Below are 18,171 nucleotides of genomic sequence, written 5' to 3' on the forward strand. Positions count from 1 at the left end.
AGGTGCAGATCCATGTCTTACCAAACCTCTATACATTTTGATCCAACAGCATTACTGATAATAAAAAATGAGGTTGATAACTCGATCAAGTTAGTCGAATCAGCAGTAAGCACCTTGGTAGAAGATCAGGCCTTACCTTTTGGTATTGATGATGCATTAAATCAGTTTGAACAGTGTGCGCAGGTTCTGGCTCTGATTGATATGCAAAGTCTGGCAAAAATTGCTCAATATTCAGCAGAACTTATGCGCAAGATTATAGAAAATCCGGCCCAGGTAAATACTCAGGACGTGATCGCGTTGAGTGAAGGCACCACCATGCTGAAACGCTATATCGAATTTATCTGTCTGCGTGAAGTGAAGATTCCACAGTTCCTGCTGGATACCCTGAACCGTCTGGAAATTGCGCTGGGCAAACCGCTAACTACCGAAGGTCAGCATATTGAACCTCTACTGGATCTGATTACCCCGGACTTCCAGTTACCGCAAGCGCCAGGTCTGGAAAAATCCAACTATGTACAACGCCTGTACAAGCTGTCTCTAAACAAGCTGCTAAAACAGGAAGAAAGCGAGATGGATTTGCAGGCAATCAAGCTGGTCGGTACCTATCTGGCAGGTCTGGCCGTCAATCATCCGAGTAAGCAATACTGGCATCTGGTCCATGTAGCGTTTAACAATATTGAGCACTTGCTGATTAATGAACCGCGTTTGCGCACCCTGATCAGCATCGAACGCAATATGGCGCAGTACTTTAATACACCGCAAAGCTTTAAGGCCTCCATGAGCGATCTGGCCAATGTAATTAGCCTTTGCATCAGTCAGGAAGATCCTATCTCACAACATATCCGTAACCAGCTCAACATTGGCGATGAGCTGCTCACTGATACGCAATTGCAGGTATTCAGCCGTCATCTTTATGGACCTGACTTTGAAACCATGCAGACGATCAGTGAACTGGTGACCACAGAAATGGCGCAAATTCGTAATGAGATCGAATACAACTATCAGAACATGAGTCCTGAAAAAACGCAGGAACTTCAGCTTCAGTTGAATAATCTGGCCAATATTTTCAAGGTACTGAACCTGAATGAAGCCTACAATGACCTGACCCAGCAAGCCGCGTCATTGAGTCAGGCGGATATTCTCAAAGATGAAAACTTTGCCCAGCAACTGATGAATGTCATTCTGTCAGCCATGAACTCGATTGGAGTGCTGGAACGTCATCATACTTCGAGCCGTCTACAGCTGCGGGTGAATAATATGAATGTTTCACTCGACCGTCTGGATGAAGCTCATACCGCCCTATTGAATGAAACCCAGGCAATCATCGAACTGTCTAGCCAGACTCTGAGCAATTATCTGCAAGAGCAGGATCTGGCCGCACTCGAAGCTGTACCAGCACAGTTGATTGAAATTGGCGGGGCGATGATGTTCCTGAATGCTGAACAGGTCCGTACAGCCTTTGTGACCACAGCGGCCTTTATCAAGAAGCGCTTTGAACTGTCAACGGCTCTCAGTCCAGAGGAAGTGCATCACGCACTGGATGCACTGGCAAGCGCGGATATGATGATTAATAACTTAAAGAATAAACAGCCTGTATTACAGTCCATGTTTAAGATAGCATTAGACAGTAGTGAAAAACTGAAAAGCGTTGCCTAATGTCTAAATTATCACTGGCTTATATTTTCCAGCAGCAACAGTTGCTGGTCGATCAACACTTTCAACTTCCGCGAGTTGAAGCACTCGCAGGTGACTTGCTACTGAACACGGATGCTCAGGTAATTGCCCGTGACCTGCTTCCGCAAGAGCCGATCCCTGACGGCCTGCAACTGGTGCCCATCCGTCAGCTGTTACAATTCTGGAATGCCCAGCAATTTGAACAGGCCAGCCGCGCCGTGCAATTACTGGAGTGGCGCCGTAACCACAAATTCTGCAGTCACTGCGGCACAGCGACTGAAGCTCATACCACAGAACATGCCATGGTCTGTCCTACTTGTCATTATCGTCAATACCCCCGGGTTCAGCCTTGTGTCATTACGGTTATTACCCGAGGTGAGAATGAAATACTGCTGGCCAAAAATGCACGCAACAAGAACAGTCAGATGTATGGCCTGATTGCTGGCTTTGTAGAGGTCGGAGAAACCCTTGAAGAAGCAGTCCGTCGTGAAACTTTTGAAGAAGTAGGCTTGGAACTGACGAACATCCAGTATCTGGCCAGCCAACCCTGGCCTTTCCCCAGCAACCTGATGATTGCCTTTAAAGCAGAATATGCGGGAGGTGAGTTACAGTTGCAGGAAGAGGAAATCAGTGATGCGCAATTTTTCAAATTTGACCAGCTGCCCGAGATTCCATTTAAAGGCAGTATTGCCCACGCCATGATCATGCATGTGACCCAAGGTCTCCCGGTGGCTGATGACACCCGGGCCTGGCTCTAAAAGATTTAATCAAAAAGCCCGGTTTAAACCGGGCTTTTTATTGCTAAGCGTTTGAATTACACAGATAGCTCTTTATCTAAAAGCATCCTCAAGCGCCCACATTACACGCGGCTTGGTTTCAAAGAAGCGGCTAAACAAACTGGACAATGAACCAATCAGGGTAATATGTCCAAGCTTTGGAATTGTCACCAATTCACAATGATTACCATGATCTTTCAGGACCTGATCCAAGTCCTGACTATTGAAATGGCCAACAATAGTGTCTCTTTCCGCCATAAACAGATAATGCCTGGTCGAGCTGTTTTCTACAAAATAATAAGGCATCACCTGCTGATAGGGAATCGACTGATCAAAGGCATCGGCACAGATCGGGTCATTTTTATAATCGAAATGGTAAGGCCCGGCTAGTCCAATAATAGCTCGGATATTCTCGCGCTGAATCATTGCCTTTTGTGGATGATATAAAGCCGACATTACATTAAATGCCCCGGCAGAATGCCCCATCAAGACCAGATTTTCTGTAGAAATGTTTAACTGCGTTTCTGCCTGCTGTAAATGATTAAGCAATAAATGCAGGTCATTAATATACATCGGGAAAATATGTTCAGGCGCCAGATGATAATTCATAACGACGACATCATAGCCTTCTTTGGCAAAAGCTTCGCCAATGAAGCGATAATCCTTTTTGTCCCCATGCAGCCATGCACCGCCATGTACAAATACAATCAGTGGCCGATGAGATAAAGGCTGATGACTGCGGAACAAGTCAAAGCGCTGCCGAGCTTTCAGTCCATAAGCCAGCTGGTGTTCAAAACTATAACCCTGTCGGGGGGTTAAACGATTCAACGCATAACTGCCAACATCATATACTCGCAAATCTTTATAGCGTTGCTGGACTTCAAGTAACTGATTTGACAGTTGCGTTCTTAAATGCTCAACCTTATGGAGCATCGGTTGGCTCAATCGCATCTGGATCAATGGCAACTGGTGTCTGTTCCAAGCCAGGTTGCGCATAGGAAGCCGGTGCCGCAAAATCCTGCCCGTTTAGCGTTGAACTCTGTTCGATATTATCAATCAAAGTGACAATTTTTGTGACATTGCCTACCTGTTGCAGCACCTGATTCAGGTCATTAATTTCCGCATTGTTTAAGCGCCCCATCACATACAATACGCCATCTTCGGTATGGATATGCAGCTTACTGTCTGACACCACCGGTGCTTTCATAATCAGGCCACGGGTATTGGCGGTCACTGCCGTATCCTGCATGATGGTGTTATAGCTGATCTGATTACCTACTGTAATAAAGTTATGGACGGCTTTCACATCGCTCATCGACTTGACATTATCTTCTGCCAGCTGCTTAAGATGCGCATCTGGCACCTGCCCCGTCAACAGCACATTGCCATGGAAACTTTCAATATTGACCCGCGCCTGTTTAAAACGCGAATCCAGTTTATAAAGATTAATTTTTGCAGTACGCACAATAGAAGAATCAATAAACACCTGTCCCAACGTTCGTACACCACTTTCGGTACCTACAGGAGCCGTACCTGTACCACTGGAAATAAAGCTGGCACAACCCGATAAACTTGCGACACACAGCATTGTTATTGCAATACGCTTAACCACTCAGCAAGACTCCTTCAATTTTTTACAGTCTTTATCTTAATTTAATCGTCTGTTCTTAAGTTCAGATAAATTCCACTATAGGGGACTTTAGCCTGTTCCTGCAGTAAATATAAGCATATCTGGACTTATTTTGTTCAAAGATTAATAAACTCTTGATCAAAAGTAAAAGCATTTTCAATCCATTGCAAATCATACGGGTATAGTGAAAAGTCATGCTGTATGGTTTTTGCAAAATACTGATTAAAATCAAAACAAATTACATCGAAACGATAATCATGATGAATAAATTGTGGAGATTGCTGAATAAAACATAAGGCTGTCTGTAAGATTTTTCTTTGCTTTGTGTAAGAAATAGATTCAATCGCTGGGGCATAACGGGTTCTGGCCCGAGCCTTTACCTCTACAAAAACCAGCTCTAGCCCACGCTGCATCACCAGATCCAGTTCACCATAACGACTATGATAGTTCTGGGCCAATAACTGAAAACCCTGCTCCTCCATCAGGTGGGCCGCCTGCTGTTCGGCCCATAGCCCCAACTGTTTTTGTCTGCTCATCCTTCACAATACCTTCAAGCCATGGGCAGTTTGCTGAAAACAGGAGGGTGTACGCTGTACACCCTGCTCGGATAGCTGAATCAGACCGGTGCGGCCATAAAACTCAATCTGTTTCAGTTTTTTATTGGCAAGATAATATTGGGCAATTTGCCAAGCATCGCCCCCAAAGGCAATCAGCCGCTGATAGGACATATCTACCGGATTCTGATGATAGGCCTGATGAACGTCGGGCCAGTGACCAAAATAAAGTACGGGCACATCACAAAACTTGATGCCCCGTGGCGGTGAATACTGCTCATTAATTGCATGGGCGACCGTATAGATACGTTTATGTCCCAAGCCCTGTAAAGTAGCCAGCCAGTCTGCATTACCAAGTAATAATATGCCTTGTTTATGTTTCAAGAAAAAGGGCGGTTTCTCAACCAGATGTAATTGTAAATTGCTCTGGCTCAGCAGTGACATCAGTACAAGCTCATGTTCCGTTTCATGTCCTGGCTGGCGTAGCACCAGAAGCTGCTGGATACCGTCTTGAGAGATTTGCTGTTTTAAGGCAGCTGCATCATCTCTTTTCGACAGACTGAATTGCCAGACCTTGGCGGTCTTTGACGTCGCTTCATTTAAGCTTAAGGTGCGAATTCCGGGCCTGCTTTGAATCAATTGCTCAACATCCTGACGGGCCAGTGGGCCAATCACCAGCTGGGTCTTTTTATTGACATGCTGTTTCAATAGTTGGGGGATTTTCTTCTGGTCAGAATTAACCCATCTTAGCGGGACTTTCTGCCCGGAAACCTGATAGGCACTTAGAAAACCCTGTTTGATACTGGATGCAGCTCGCGCCAAAGGGCCAGATTCAGGTAGAATGATCAGCACTTCCGCCTGTACACTGCTACAGCAGAGCAGCAGGCTTAAGCACAATATTTTATTTTTAATCTTCCATTTTTTATTATTCATTTTATTCCACATGGAGAAACCTATGAGTGCTCAGTTATTTGTTGTTGCGACTCCAATCGGGCACTTAGATGATATTAGTTATCGTGCAATTCAAGTTTTAAAATCGGTGAGTCTTATTGCCGCTGAGGATACACGAACTTCTGCACAATTACTTAAACATTTTAATATTCAAACACCGCTGACGGCCTGCCATGAACACAACGAAAGCAACAAGATTGAACAGCTGATTGCACGGCTGCTCATGGGTGAAGATATGGCACTGATCAGTGATGCCGGTACTCCCCTGATCAGTGACCCAGGCTTCAAGTTTGTCCGTGCAGCACAAGAGCACAATATCCGGGTGGTTCCGGTACCGGGTGCCTGTGCAGCAATTGCCGCCCTAAGTGCTGCAGGTCTGCCTAGTGACCGTTTTAGCTTTGAAGGCTTTTTGCCTTCAAAACAAAGCCAGCGTCTGTTAACTCTGGAAAAACTCAAAGATGAAAGCCAGACCCTGATTTTTTACGAAGCGCCGCATCGGATTCTGGAATGTGTCAAAGATTTGGCTCAGGTTTTTGGTGCAGAGCGCCCTGTCGGCTTTGCCCGTGAAATTACAAAGACTTTTGAAACCATCAAAAAAATGACCTTGGCTGAACTGGTGGAATTTATTGCTCAGGATCATAATCAGCAAAAAGGTGAAATTGTGCTGGTGGTCGGTGGTGCAACGGTAGAAAAAGATCTGGATCAGGAAAAACTGGACAAACTTTTACTGCGCTTATTACAGGATCTCTCGGTCAAAGCCGCCTCCCAACTGGCTGCTGATCTCACTGGCATCAAGAAAAAAATCGCCTATCAGCGTGCATTGGAACTGACCGCTGCAAATGGCTAATGCATTCTTCAAAAAAAACACCACAAGCAAGGTGGTGTTTTTTTTGGGCTTAAACCTGGCAGCTATTATTCTCTGGCAACGGATTCATCCGCTGGAACTTCAGTAATACGACCACCTTTGGCCAGGAAAGCCGCTATTTCATCTTCCAGAGCCTGACGCTGCTTTTGTTTGGCAGTAATCGTCAGAGTTTCCGCTTCGACCACATCACTATCATTTACAGCTTCATCGCTGCTGACTGCACCTTTTTCAGCTGCCTGTGCTTCTTCATCGTCGACAACAGGATCTTCTACATCATCATAATCATTTATATCTGTCATTTTAGTCTCCCCACAAATGACTGCTGGTTTTGGGCATTTCAAGCTCGGTTTGAAATTACCTGAAATTTAGCAATCTCTGTGGGTTTCGCCTAGTACTTCCTATTAAAAAATCGTATTTTTTTTAAACAAAATAGTTACTCTTTATGAGTGTTTGTTTAAAAAATTTACATTCACGATCTAGGCGGAGTAACGGGTAGCTTTCAGCAAACTCAAACCATTGGCCTGAGCCATAAACGCATCTTTTAACAGGGGCAGCTGTTCCACCTGTTTCAGAGCAAAATTACGTGCCCACACCACCGGAAAGAGCTGGGCGGTTTCCATCCAGCCAATTAAAGACATGCTATGCATCATCGCATCATTTTGTCCCTTACGGCGATGTTCGTAACGCTTCAAGGTCTGCTCATGTGCCCAAACGCCACGTGCTCTATCATGCAACAACACATCACATAGCACTGCTGCATCCAGACAGCCAATATTTACCCCTTGTCCCGCCAGCGGATGAATCACATGCGCCGCATCCCCAATTAGCGCCAATCCATCCTGTACATACTGCTGTGCAGCACGCGCCTTGAGTGGGAATTTGGCACGCGGTGTCGCTTCCAGCACTTCACCCAGCATATAATAACTTTCACGCGTCAGAAGCTGCTTAAACTCGGCATCTGATAGTGCAGCATATTCATCGGCATAATCGTCCGGCAATGTCCAGACAATCGATTGCCAGTGCCCCTGTTCCTCAGCTTTCAGGCTGGCCATCGGCAAATAGGCCAATGGGCCGGTTTCGAGGAAAATCTGGCGGGCCACATGCTGATGTGGCTGAGCCGTTTTAATCGCACAGCTAATCCCCGCCTGTTTATAATCCAGTACATCCAGATCGATAAAGGCCTGTTCCCGCACAAAGGAATTCGCGCCATCTGCACCGATCACCAATTTGGTTTTTAGCTGAGTCCCATCCGCCAGATGAATCAACCAAACGCCAACACCACGTTCGATCCGGCTAACTTTGACCTGCGTGCGATAGTCCTGCACATCCTGCAGTATCTTTTGCTGAATGGCCAGATTCAGAATGCTTGGTTCCACCATCGAGCCTAAAGCCTGCTCTACCGATGGTGTTTTTTCTGCAGGATGACCAAAATTAATTTCGCCATAACCATTTTTATTCCAGACCTGCATGCCGGTATAAGGCTGCTGCCGTGCCAGATTTTCCCAGACACCCACCGTTTTTAATAGGTGAATGGTTGCCTGACTTAGAGCCAGAACACGCGGATTGGCCACACTTAAAGTTTTGGCTTCATCCAGGATAGGTGCAACATCAAGCACAGTGGCCTGTATACCGCCTTGGGCCAGCAATAGCGCAGTGAGCCCACCTACCAATCCACCACCAATAATGACAACGTCTAATATTTCGTTAGTTTGATTTAAGCTCATGCTTTTAACCCCATGGCATAATTTGCAACGAGTGGCTTGATGCCTGGAATAGTATCAAAAGCAATGAGTCCGGTATTACGGACCAGCTTTAAAAATGGATTCTGGTTACTAAAGCCACGCACCACAGAGTCACAGAACTTAATCACACGCTGCTGATCATTCAGACGGGATTTTTCATAATCCTGCAACACCGCTGCATTGCCCAAGTCTGCCCCTTGTGCCTGCTGTTCTTTGAGATAGCGCAGCAGTACATAGGCATCGCGCATACACAGGTTAAAACCCTGCCCGGCAACCGGATGGATGGTATGTGCCGCATTTCCCATTAACACCACACGGCCAATGGCCTGCTTTTCTGCCAGAACTTGAGATAAGGGAAAGCTAAAACGTTTACCGGTTTTCTGGAATTTACCTGCCCGGTCACCATAGGTTTGCTGCAAGGCATTCAGGAAGTGCTGATCATTTTCCTCACCCAGCCATTCTCCTTCTGTACCCTTTTTTACAGGCCAGACCACAGAGCGGCGATATTCGCCCGGTAGTGGCAATAAGGCCAATGGCCCTAAATGGCTAAAACGCTCAAAACCCACCTGATGATGCGGTTTAGAAGTTTGTACAGTCGTTACAATCGCAACCTGATCATAATCATGTTCGGATGCACCGACCCCGAGAGCTTTACGGCAGAAAGAATCCCGTCCGTCTGCTGCAATGAGCAGTTTGGATTGCAAGCTCAGTACAGATTCACCGCGCTGCGCTTCAATATAAGCAAAGTCGGCATCTTGGGTCAGTGATGTAACCTGAACACCATCAATCAGTTCAATCAGTGGATTTTTTTTAACTTCAGCAAGGAGTACCCGGCCGAGCCAGGCATTTTCAATCACCTGACCAAAGCTTTCTACTTTTTCCTGTTCTGCAACCAACCGTGCCTTACCAAAGCTGCCCTGTTCGGTAATATTGACTTCAAGAATTGGAGTGGCATGTTCCTGTAAAGCATCCCAAAGTCCCAACTCCTGATAAATCTGCACACTACGGCGCGACAAGGCACTGTTACGGGCATCAAAACCGGAGTGATAGGGAGCAAGACTTACATCATCATAATCCGGATATTTGATCGCTTCCAAGAGTTTGACTGCAATATTGGTTTTCGCCAACATCAGTGCGAGGCTTAAGCCGACCATACCACCACCGACAATGATGACTTCTTGTTGCATGCTCTAATCCTTTCAATATCGTATCTACATAACAGATACTTATAATCATGATAGATTTTATATTAGCTCAAAAATTTCCTTTTTTATAATAAATTAGGTTTTGCCTACCCAGTACTTCTTGAAGGTGCTGGCTTCCTTGATGAAGGGACAGCATGCAGGGGGGTTCTGAGAGTGAATTCATGGCAAGCTTTAAAATGTGGAAACTTTAAAATAATGCTTAAAAACCAGTTTTGCATCTGTCCTTTGGTTGATCGAGTTTTGCTTATGCAAAACATATAGCACCTAGTTTTGATAAAGAACTAGATCTCGTAGCGAACCCCACTACCCTGCAAATCATGAACGATATTCTCCACCCATTAAAACAAGAGCAAATTCTAGAAATTATCTATTCCAGCTTGAGTAAAGTCAGGAGAAAGCATGGTAATTCTTATTCCTCTTCAAAAAACTTTATTCAATTTTGTAATCTCCGGCGTACATCAGTTGCGGTCCTTTACTGCTATCCAGCATATAGAAGACCTTCTATGATGAACTCATCAGGAATAGGACGTTCCCTATAAGAATAACAAGAGATAAGCACAAGGACAGTCTGGTACGACAGGAGTTATACCGAACAAATCCAGAAGAAAAACCCCGGCAGGATGCCGGGGTTTTTCTTCTCTTATTTTTCATGCTGTTAATTTCTTTTAGTTTTTCTTTGGCTGAAAGTGTTTAAAAACAGCGCTTAAAATGATGAAATATCATCTTTATATCCACGGAAAGAATGAGAGAGATTTTTTAATCCATCATAAAAACGGAACCTGAGCTCCGTTTTCACTTATTAAGATTTAATAGCTTCAAGTTCCATCTCACTCAGATATCAATGATCTCTTTCTGCCATTCAGCGCATTAACGGATTAACGCACTACTCTCGAGTGAGTATCCGGATGGTGATGTATGGTTCTGCCTAATTTCGTTCCTGTATAAATTAAATATAAGGCTGACAAACCCACCAGAACATAAATAATTCGAGACAGGGTGCTCATTTCACCAAAGATTGCAGCAACTAAATCGAAATTAAATGCACCCACCAAACCCCAGTTGATTCCACCAATAATTGCCAAAGCATAAGCAATCCAGTCGATCGTATTTAGTCTCATTTGTTGTCTCCTACTCTTGTTTAAATTTACTCAGGGATCAGAGAAATTATGAAAACTAAGCTCTATTTAATATGTTGTATTGATGCTAAAAAGGCCGAAGCTGTGTTGAAGTACTGTCATCTTATAAAGTTTATTTTTTAACCGGGTTGGTTTTGTTTTGCTTATACAAGATAAACGTAAGTTGAAATTTTTCTTATTCTCAGTGAGGCTTTAAATGAGTGAGTAAAGTAGGGATCTCTTTTAACAAAATAAAATTAAAAGAACCTTTCTCTCTAAAAAATTATTTTACCAGTGACCATGTCGCTTATTTTTTTAGAGGATTTGACATATTTTTCATGGCTGGGCTGAAGGTTTGTCACGCCAGATAGCCAAGACACAGCTTAGGTTTTGCCCAGTTATCCACCAAAACAAGCGTTCTATACTGACATCTGCTCTGATAACGATTGGCAGTAATGTCGGGCAAGATATCGATACTGCCCCCTGCTCGACCATTTCAGCCATGCCTTCAAATGTAGGTATCCCGCTTCTTAAATTCAGCTCATGTCCTGGTGTTGGGGGCCTGCATGTTTATATGATCTTGTCATCCACGTCCTGAATAAAAAGCCAATATGACTCCTACACAGGAGCTTTGAATGAAACCTCAGCGTGCTGATATTAAAAGAGACTAAGGTGGAAGGATTACAACCAGATGGTCATCAATCACTGGTCCAGCGTCTTAAAGCTCCGAATTCAGGCCAGTATTTGGGCTTCTCTACAATATTTTCAGCATTCTTGTCAGATAAAATAGGGACTGAAATAAAACAGCCAGTCATCTGACTGGCTGTTTTAAATAGATTTATACAGTGCGTGCTTTAGCCATCAGTGCTTCAATTTCTTCCACTGTTTTCACTACTTTGCAGGTTAAGTTCAGCGGACCATGTTTAGTCACTACAATATCGTCTTCAATACGAATACCGATACCCCGCCATTTCGGGTCAACTGTTTCATCATCAGGTGCGATGTAAAGACCTGGCTCAATGGTCACGACCATTCCCTCTTCATAGTTACGCCAGTCACCCTCTAGCTTATAGCTACCCACATCATGAACATCCATGCCCAACCAGTGTCCGGTACCATGCATATAGAACTGGCGATAGGCTTCTTTTTCAATAATATCGTCAATATCACCTTGCATAATGCCAAGATCAAGCAGCCCTTGAACTAGAATACGTACTGCGACATGATGTGGCTGTTTATAAGAATTACCGATCTGAACCGCGTTAATTGCGGCAATTTGCGCATCAAGTACAATATTATAAAGCGCTTTTTGTTCAGGGCTAAATGTGCCACTTACCGGGAAAGTACGGGTAATATCCGAGGCATAAAATTCATATTCACACGCCGCATCGATCAGGACCAAATCACCCGCTTTTAGCGGTTTGTCATTTTCTACATAATGCAGGATACAGGCATTGTCGCCTCCACCCACAATACTGTTATAAGAAGGCACACAACCATTCTTACCAAAAATATAATTCAGCTCGGCTTCCAGAGCATATTCCATCATGCCCGGATGCACCATTTTCATGGCTTGAGTATGAGCTTGGGCTGAAATATCAGATGCAATCTGCATCAGTTCAATTTCTTTTTGATCTTTATGCAGGCGCATTTCATCCACAATGCGATCCAGCTGAATGACCTGCGCTGGTGCCGAAGTCCCGCGGCGGCTTTCACCATTGGCAGCTGCGATCCATCTGGCCACACGCGCATCAAAGTCTGCATTGTGCCCAATCCGGTAAAAAAGCTTATCCTTGTTCTGCAGCTTAAGTAAGATTTCTTCATCTAGCAGATCAATTGCATAGGCTTCATCTGCTTTATACTCTTCAATAGCGCCATCAATACCAGCCCGATAACCATTCCAGATTTCCATTTCACGGTTCCGCTCACGGCAGAACAGGCTATAGGTATAACCTTCCTCTGCGGTATCAAAGGTTTCAATGACTGCAACTGCTTCAGGTTCGGCAAAACCGGTTAAATAGAAAAAACTGCTGTCTGCTCGGTATTTATAATCTGCATCGCGGTTACGCATGGCCACCGGGCTGGTGGCAATAATGGCAATACTACGCAGACCTATTTCACCCGCGAGGATGTCACGACGTTCCTGAAAATCGGCTTGAGTCAGTTTCTTCATGAGACCTTACTTCTTGTTCATTTATATGAGGATTAAAATATGGATTAAGCGTCTGCCCTGAAAGCAGCGCAGTTCTGTTTGCTGTCAGTAACGAAAAATACCAGCAAAACATCTGCCTGTTTTCAAGACAAGTTATAAGCTGGTGGAATTAACTCGGGCGTTGAGGCGAGAAAATCTCGACCACAGATTGTGCTTCTGTAGTCGTCGCTTTGGGTTGAACTTTTTGAGTAAATTTCTGCAACAGTGGGGTTTCTTCCACAGCAACTTTCTTGCGCCCTAAGGACAGGCTGACCGGAATTAAACGCACAAACTCGTAGAGTTCCTGGTAGCTTTCTTCACCTTCGGCATCATTATCAGAATCTTCGAATTCAACTGCTGCCACACCCTGCAAATGTTCAATCAGTTCCATTTCATCATTACGGATATGTCCTGAAGCCAGTCCAAAGCCCAGCACTACCCCGGCACACCAGTCAGCCAGTGCCTGAACGCGCTCAGCCAGACTGTGCTCATCATCGGGCAATAAAGGCAGATAATCCAGTTCATCTTCTGACAGGGCATGAAACACATCTTCAGCTTCGCCGGTTAATAACTCTAATGCTTCAGGGTTCAGCTCGGGGACATCCAGCGTTTCCAAAATCTGCAACCACTCTACATTGGTCGGTGCCTGAGTCACGCAAACAATGCCAGTCAACAGACCATGTAACTCACTTGGACTAGAAATTTCTTCAATTGAAGAAAAATTGCGGTACCATTCCGTCCAACCTGAAATATCGTCTTGCATTCGTTTATCCAATCTCTATACTGCTTATATATTACCTTTGTTTGCAACACTGTGCGACCTCGATATGTTAGAAGAATTACAGCGTCTACAAGGGCATATTGGCGTTTTAAAAACGCGACTTGCCCATCTTGAACATGAGAATACCAGTTTGCGCGAGGAGCAAGAGACTTCTAATGCGCGATATCAAAATCAAATCGAACAGAAAAATAGCGTTATTACACAAAAACAACAAGAAATTGAAGGTCTAACCCAAAAGCTCTCTGAAACACGTGGACAGTTCCAGCAGTTAAATCAGGATGCCACTGCGCTGGCGGATCGTTATAGCCGTCTGGAGAAAAGCTGTACCGATCTGAAAAACCGTTTTCAGGAAATTCTGGCAGAGCGCAATGAATTACGTGCAGTAAAAGAAAAGTTATTACTTGATCAGCGTCATGCCCAACAGGAAATTCAGCGCCTGAATCAGGAAGCTGAGCGTCTGACCCAGAAAAATGAAAGTGCAAAGGCGAAAGTGGAAGTCATTATTCAGCGTCTGGCCATTTTGGGAACTGCACAAGACCAGAATGCACAGGAAATCCAGCAACTGGCCCATCCGACTGAAGTGACCGAGGAAGCATCATCATGAGTGAGCAAATCGCTATCGACTTAAGAGTACTGGGACATAGCTTCCGTCTGGCCTCCACCGCGGATAAACGTGAGGATCTGGAGCGAGCCGCCCAGTTACTCAATGAAAAATATGATGAGTTTCGTCGCAAAGCGCCCCGCATGGAGCCGAGCAAGCTGATTATTATGGTGGCACTGGAATTGATGCAGGAAGTTCTGACCATGAACAAGTCCTTGCAGCAATATGCGCATTGCGAACGTTTGTTACAAACTATTTTAGAAGAAGTAGAAGAACTCTCTGAATAAATTAAGTTTTTGTTTAAAGTTCAAGCATTCAATCCGCATGTTTACAGTTGAGGAACAGCATAGAGTTGCCTCATCCCTATTATAGTTTATACTGAGTCTTAACTCTGAGATGTTCGCCAGCCGGTCAAATTCCCCTGAGCCGATATTTAAATCTTAGGATTGAGTTCTGCATATTTAGAGTGTATGCCCATCCGGTATGGGAAACCTAGCAAGTATGCGTCTCGTCCACCTTGAACTTTAGGGTTCAAGGGTAATGACATGCAGCGGCATCTTCGGAGTGCTTGACTATTTTTCATACATTTCATTTTTTTATCTTTTTAAATTTCAATTACATTTTTAATTTTTTTGTATTGATCGGATCTGCCTCAAAAACTCTGTTTTCATGCCCGACTTAAAACTATCAATAGATTCATTTCATTCTCAAGGCTTTAGTTGTTTAAAGCTTTCTTAAAATACTATCCATATGTCTATAATATATAGGGCTTCTTTATCTTCGGTATAGCGAAGCTTTGCTGCCCTTCTCAAGCTGATCGCGAATTTTAAAGACCCTATGCTTATGACGACGATGAATCTATTTGAACTTCGAAAACAGCTCCGTAAACAACGCCGTCAACTTTCTTCCTTCCGGCAAAAACAGGCACAGCAGCGCGTTCTCAATATACTCCGCACCTTACCCGAATTTCATACCAGCAAGTCTGTCGGGCTTTATTTACATGCCTTTGGGGAAATTCATACCCAAGCGCTGATTGAATACTGCTTTAAAATGGCTAAACAGGTCTATCTGCCAGTTATTTGTAATATGAACCAGCAATTGGTCTGGGTCGAGATCAGTAAGTATCAATATCGCAATAAGCGCTTTGCCCATCATCGTCTGGGAATGCGTGAACCGGTCGCAACACGTGGTCTGCATGTTTCAAAACTGGAGCTACTGATCATGCCACTTCTGGCCTGCGATACCGTAGGAACTCGTATTGGAATGGGCGGCGGATATTATGACCGTACTTTGGCATCTGCTCCTCGTCATCCTTTTCGGCTCGGTCTGGCGCATGATTTCCAGCTGATTCATCAGCCTTTGCAACGTGAAGCATGGGATCAGCCGCTTGATGCCTTAATCACGCCCTCCCTTTTACGACGCTTTAAACGTTAAATAATGTATTTCCAATGAGTTAAAGGCTTTAAAATCACATAATTAGTCATTTTTCATACAATTTAATCCTGTTTACCCTTGTAATTTTTAAATTACCCATCACTATTAAAAACATGGCAACACCGTTGTCACTCATTAGGAGTGCCCATGTCTGAAATTATTATGAATCAAGAAACCTTAGAGCCTCAGGTTCCAAGTGTATTACCACTTTTGGCGCTACGTGACGTGGTAGTTTATCCACATATGCAAATTGCGCTATTTGTCGGTCGTGAAAAATCGATCAATGCAGTTGATGTGGCTCGTAACAGTGACAATCTAGTATTTGTAGTTGCGCAAAAAGATTCGCTTACAGAAGAAATTGATCACGACAACTTATATCAATACGGTACTGTCGCGAAGATTGTGCAAGTTGTGAATCACGAAAATGATGAAAACTGTATTAAAGTCCTGATTGAAGGCCTGTATCGTGCCAAGCTCAAAACCATCATTGATGAAAATGAGTATTTGACTGCAGAGCATGAACTGAGTCCAATGAGCGTCACTGTAGATGAAGATACTCAAGCGCTTCGTCTGCAGGAACTGCGTGCGCTCTTTGCTCAATATGCCGAAGCTAAACTGCGCAATGCCCGCGAGCTGATCGCGGCTGCCAATAAAATCGAAGATTTGCTCCAGCTGCTATTTTTTGTTGCGACACGTGTACCCTTAAATATCGAAGTAAAACAGAAATTTCTGGAACACGATGAATTCGAAGCACACTTAACCGAGCTGATGACTTATTTATTGCAGCAATCTGAAGAACAGCAGATTGAGCAAACCCTGCATGACTCGGTTAAACGCCAAATGGAAAAGAACCAGCGCGAATATTTCCTGAATGAAAAAATGAAGGTCATTCAGCGCGAGCTTTCCGATATGAATGGCGGTGCAGAAGATGATGTTGCGGAAATTGAAAAGCGTCTGGCCGAAGCTGACCTGCCTGAACATGTCCGTAAAAAAGCCGAAGCTGAGTTCCGCAAACTCAAAGCCATGCAGCCGGCATCCAGTGAAGCGGCTGTGGTGCGTAACTACCTGGAAGTCATTCTCGATACACCGTGGAACAAAGCCAGCAAAGTCAGCATTAACCTGAACAAAGCGCAGGAAATTCTGGATGCCGATCACTATGGTCTGGATGATGTCAAAGACCGTATTGTGGAATATCTGGCAGTTCAATCCCGTGTGAAAAAACTGCGTGGCCCGATTCTGTGTCTGGTTGGTCCTCCTGGGGTCGGTAAAACTTCACTGGGTGAATCGATTGCCAAAGCAACCGGTCGTGAGTTTGTGCGTATGGCCTTAGGTGGTGTACGTGATGAAGCTGAGATTCGCGGTCACCGCCGTACTTATATCGGTGCGATGCCAGGTAAAATCGTACAATCACTAACCAAAGTTGGGGTTAAAAACCCGTTATTCCTGCTCGACGAGATCGACAAGATGGCTCAGGATTACCGTGGTGATCCAGCATCTGCGATGCTTGAAGTACTTGATCCATCACAAAACAACAAGTTCAATGATCACTATCTTGATCTAGATCTGGACCTGTCTGAAGTGATGTTTATCTGTACCGCGAACAGCATGAATATTCCTGAGGCCCTCTTGGACCGTATGGAAGTGATTCGTCTTCCGGGTTATACCGAAGAAGAGAAAGTTAACATCGCAGACCGTTACCTGGTGCCTAAAGCCATTAAAAACAATGGTCTACGTGCCAAAGAACTTACCGTGCATGAAGAAGCAATTCGTGACATTGTACGCTGCTATACGCGTGAAGCCGGTGTGCGTAACCTTGAGCGTGAAGTGTCGAAAATTGCACGTAAAGTGGTGAAAGAAGCCGTCAGCAAGAAAGCTAAAAACCTTCAGATTGAAGTAAATGCTGCCAATCTTCCTGACTACCTGGGTCCGCATAAATTTGACTATGGTATGGCAGAAGAAGAAGCTCAAGTCGGCCGTGTCAATGGTTTGGCCTGGACTTCAGTCGGTGGTGAATTGCTCACCATTGAAGTTGCAGCAGTCAAAGGTAAAGGGAAGTTTATTACCACAGGTTCTCTTGGCGATGTGATGAAAGAGTCGATTACTGCGGCCATGACTGTGGTTCGTACCCGTGCCGATGAGCTGGGTATCGAAGCTTCACGCTTTGAGGAAACTGATGTACACGTGCATTTACCGGAAGGTGCCACCCCTAAAGATGGCCCATCTGCTGGCTTGGCATTAACCACGGCGCTGGTCTCTGCGTTTACTGGGATTCCGATCCGTCCAGACATTGCTATGACTGGTGAAACCAGCCTGAGTGGCCGTGCAATGCGTATCGGCGGCCTGAAAGAAAAGCTGCTTGCGGCACATCGTGGAGGTATCAAACTGGTATTCATTCCACAGGCAAATATACGCGATCTTGCGGAAATTCCTGAGAATGTTAAAGAAGGCCTGGAAATTAAAGCGGTGAAATCGATTGATGAAATTTTACCACTGGCTTTGATGGATATGCCGAAAGCACTGGTTAAAGCTCCCCTTGTAAAAGCCAATGAAGAAGCCAAAGCAGCGCGTCATTAAGATTGCTATGCTATAAAAAATTACCCTGCCAGAGCAGGGTAATTTTTTATCTGGGTATATGGTTAAAATTAAAAACTG

At 44.5% G+C, this 18,171-nt stretch carries 17 protein-coding genes and 1 other RNA gene; 8 read left to right on the forward strand and 10 right to left on the reverse strand.

Translation table 11 applies throughout. The features are described 5' to 3' along the window. The first annotated feature begins 12 nt into the window (after positions 1–12). Together E5Y90_RS09215 and nudC are read left to right on the forward strand one after the other, a co-directional pair. Positions 13–1,656, forward strand: coding sequence for a chemotaxis protein (locus E5Y90_RS09215; protein WP_174660054.1), 1,644 nt, complete (start codon positions 13–15; stop codon positions 1,654–1,656). Next, positions 1,656–2,432 (forward strand): NAD(+) diphosphatase, encoded by a 777-nt coding sequence (nudC, locus tag E5Y90_RS09220; protein ID WP_174660055.1) that lies wholly within the window; start codon positions 1,656–1,658, stop codon positions 2,430–2,432. The genes E5Y90_RS09215 and nudC overlap by 1 nt, the downstream gene beginning before the upstream one ends. A 72-nt stretch (positions 2,433–2,504) precedes the next feature. Here the strand turns inward: nudC and E5Y90_RS09225 are convergent, their stop codons facing one another. From E5Y90_RS09225 to E5Y90_RS09240, 4 genes are all read right to left on the reverse strand, one after another. After that, positions 2,505–3,383, reverse strand: a complete 879-nt coding sequence (locus E5Y90_RS09225) for an alpha/beta hydrolase (protein ID WP_174660056.1) — start codon at positions 3,381–3,383, stop codon at positions 2,505–2,507. Next, entirely contained in the window at positions 3,373–4,062 is a 690-nt protein-coding gene (locus E5Y90_RS09230) for a BON domain-containing protein (RefSeq protein ID WP_151203319.1), read from the reverse strand. The genes E5Y90_RS09225 and E5Y90_RS09230 overlap by 11 nt, the downstream gene beginning before the upstream one ends. A 134-nt stretch (positions 4,063–4,196) precedes the next feature. After that, positions 4,197–4,616: a YraN family protein gene (locus E5Y90_RS09235; protein WP_151203318.1), complete on the reverse strand. Its 420-nt coding sequence runs from the start codon at positions 4,614–4,616 to the stop codon at positions 4,197–4,199. Between the two features lie 3 nt (positions 4,617–4,619). Beyond that, positions 4,620–5,579, reverse strand: coding sequence for a penicillin-binding protein activator (locus tag E5Y90_RS09240; protein ID WP_174660057.1), 960 nt, complete (start codon positions 5,577–5,579; stop codon positions 4,620–4,622). Between the two features lie 10 nt (positions 5,580–5,589). On the opposite strand from E5Y90_RS09240, the gene rsmI reads away from it, so the two are divergent. Beyond that, positions 5,590–6,432, forward strand: coding sequence for a 16S rRNA (cytidine(1402)-2'-O)-methyltransferase (rsmI, locus tag E5Y90_RS09245; RefSeq protein ID WP_151205993.1), 843 nt, complete (start codon positions 5,590–5,592; stop codon positions 6,430–6,432). Between the two features lie 65 nt (positions 6,433–6,497). Here the strand turns inward: rsmI and E5Y90_RS09250 are convergent, their stop codons facing one another. From E5Y90_RS09250 to E5Y90_RS09275, 6 genes are all read right to left on the reverse strand, one after another. Beyond that, positions 6,498–6,749 carry a hypothetical protein gene (locus tag E5Y90_RS09250; RefSeq protein ID WP_151203315.1) on the reverse strand — a complete coding sequence of 84 codons (252 nt, stop codon included), beginning with the start codon at positions 6,747–6,749 and terminating at the stop codon, positions 6,498–6,500. A gap of 177 nt (positions 6,750–6,926) precedes the next feature. Continuing rightward, on the reverse strand, positions 6,927–8,174 hold the full coding sequence (locus E5Y90_RS09255) for an FAD-dependent monooxygenase (protein WP_151203314.1): 1,248 nt from the start codon (positions 8,172–8,174) through the stop codon (positions 6,927–6,929). Then, the gene (gene ubiH, locus E5Y90_RS09260) at positions 8,171–9,379 is read right to left on the reverse strand and encodes a 2-octaprenyl-6-methoxyphenyl hydroxylase (protein ID WP_151203313.1); all 1,209 of its coding nucleotides are present in this window, start codon (positions 9,377–9,379) and stop codon (positions 8,171–8,173) included. Before ubiH ends, E5Y90_RS09255 begins: the two co-directional genes overlap by 4 nt. 893 nt (positions 9,380–10,272) lie before the next feature. Next, a complete protein-coding gene (locus E5Y90_RS09265; RefSeq protein WP_174660058.1) occupies positions 10,273–10,515 on the reverse strand; it encodes a DUF378 domain-containing protein in 243 nt (80 codons plus the stop codon). Positions 10,516–11,350: 835 nt separating this feature from the next. Beyond that, complete coding sequence (gene pepP, locus E5Y90_RS09270; protein WP_174660059.1) at positions 11,351–12,685, reverse strand: Xaa-Pro aminopeptidase; 1,335 nt, start codon at positions 12,683–12,685, stop codon at positions 11,351–11,353. 148 nt (positions 12,686–12,833) lie between these two features. Then, positions 12,834–13,466, reverse strand: coding sequence for a UPF0149 family protein (locus tag E5Y90_RS09275; protein WP_174660060.1), 633 nt, complete (start codon positions 13,464–13,466; stop codon positions 12,834–12,836). 64 nt (positions 13,467–13,530) lie between these two features. Here E5Y90_RS09275 and E5Y90_RS09280 point away from each other — a divergent pair, with 64 nt between their 5' ends. The 5 genes from E5Y90_RS09280 to lon all read left to right on the forward strand — a co-directional run bounded on the left by E5Y90_RS09280 (position 13,531) and on the right by lon (position 18,093). Beyond that, positions 13,531–14,088: a hypothetical protein gene (locus E5Y90_RS09280; RefSeq protein WP_151203309.1), complete on the forward strand. Its 558-nt coding sequence runs from the start codon at positions 13,531–13,533 to the stop codon at positions 14,086–14,088. Beyond that, positions 14,085–14,372 (forward strand): cell division protein ZapA, encoded by a 288-nt coding sequence (locus E5Y90_RS09285; protein ID WP_151203308.1) that lies wholly within the window; start codon positions 14,085–14,087, stop codon positions 14,370–14,372. The genes E5Y90_RS09280 and E5Y90_RS09285 overlap by 4 nt, the downstream gene beginning before the upstream one ends. 98 nt (positions 14,373–14,470) lie before the next feature. Then, positions 14,471–14,655: non-coding RNA, 6S RNA (ssrS, locus tag E5Y90_RS09290), on the forward strand. Positions 14,656–14,937: 282 nt separating this feature from the next. Beyond that, the gene (locus tag E5Y90_RS09295; protein WP_151203327.1) at positions 14,938–15,519 is read left to right on the forward strand and encodes a 5-formyltetrahydrofolate cyclo-ligase; all 582 of its coding nucleotides are present in this window, start codon (positions 14,938–14,940) and stop codon (positions 15,517–15,519) included. Positions 15,520–15,666: 147 nt separating this feature from the next. Then, positions 15,667–18,093: an endopeptidase La gene (gene lon / locus E5Y90_RS09300; protein WP_174660061.1), complete on the forward strand. Its 2,427-nt coding sequence runs from the start codon at positions 15,667–15,669 to the stop codon at positions 18,091–18,093. Positions 18,094–18,171 lie beyond the last annotated feature (78 nt).

It is taken from the genome of Acinetobacter sp. 10FS3-1, from assembly GCF_013343215.1.
In the GTDB taxonomy this organism is placed as follows: domain Bacteria; phylum Pseudomonadota; class Gammaproteobacteria; order Pseudomonadales; family Moraxellaceae; genus Acinetobacter; species Acinetobacter lwoffii_C.

Coding starts and splice junctions, on each gene's coding strand:
- lon (WP_174660061.1), top strand. CDS start 15,667: ATGTCTGAAATTATTATGAATCAAGAAACCTTAGAGCCTCAGGTTCCA.
- E5Y90_RS09275 (WP_174660060.1), bottom strand. CDS start 13,466: ATGCAAGACGATATTTCAGGTTGGACGGAATGGTACCGCAATTTTTCT.
- E5Y90_RS09250 (WP_151203315.1), bottom strand. CDS start 6,749: ATGACAGATATAAATGATTATGATGATGTAGAAGATCCTGTTGTCGAC.
- ubiH (WP_151203313.1), bottom strand. CDS start 9,379: ATGCAACAAGAAGTCATCATTGTCGGTGGTGGTATGGTCGGCTTAAGC.
- nudC (WP_174660055.1), top strand. CDS start 1,656: ATGTCTAAATTATCACTGGCTTATATTTTCCAGCAGCAACAGTTGCTG.
- E5Y90_RS09280 (WP_151203309.1), top strand. CDS start 13,531: ATGTTAGAAGAATTACAGCGTCTACAAGGGCATATTGGCGTTTTAAAA.
- rsmI (WP_151205993.1), top strand. CDS start 5,590: ATGAGTGCTCAGTTATTTGTTGTTGCGACTCCAATCGGGCACTTAGAT.
- E5Y90_RS09240 (WP_174660057.1), bottom strand. CDS start 5,579: ATGTGGAATAAAATGAATAATAAAAAATGGAAGATTAAAAATAAAATA.
- E5Y90_RS09255 (WP_151203314.1), bottom strand. CDS start 8,174: ATGAGCTTAAATCAAACTAACGAAATATTAGACGTTGTCATTATTGGT.
- pepP (WP_174660059.1), bottom strand. CDS start 12,685: ATGAAGAAACTGACTCAAGCCGATTTTCAGGAACGTCGTGACATCCTC.
- E5Y90_RS09285 (WP_151203308.1), top strand. CDS start 14,085: ATGAGTGAGCAAATCGCTATCGACTTAAGAGTACTGGGACATAGCTTC.
- E5Y90_RS09265 (WP_174660058.1), bottom strand. CDS start 10,515: ATGAGACTAAATACGATCGACTGGATTGCTTATGCTTTGGCAATTATT.
- E5Y90_RS09225 (WP_174660056.1), bottom strand. CDS start 3,383: ATGCTCCATAAGGTTGAGCATTTAAGAACGCAACTGTCAAATCAGTTA.
- E5Y90_RS09215 (WP_174660054.1), top strand. CDS start 13: ATGTCTTACCAAACCTCTATACATTTTGATCCAACAGCATTACTGATA.
- E5Y90_RS09295 (WP_151203327.1), top strand. CDS start 14,938: ATGAATCTATTTGAACTTCGAAAACAGCTCCGTAAACAACGCCGTCAA.
- E5Y90_RS09235 (WP_151203318.1), bottom strand. CDS start 4,616: ATGAGCAGACAAAAACAGTTGGGGCTATGGGCCGAACAGCAGGCGGCC.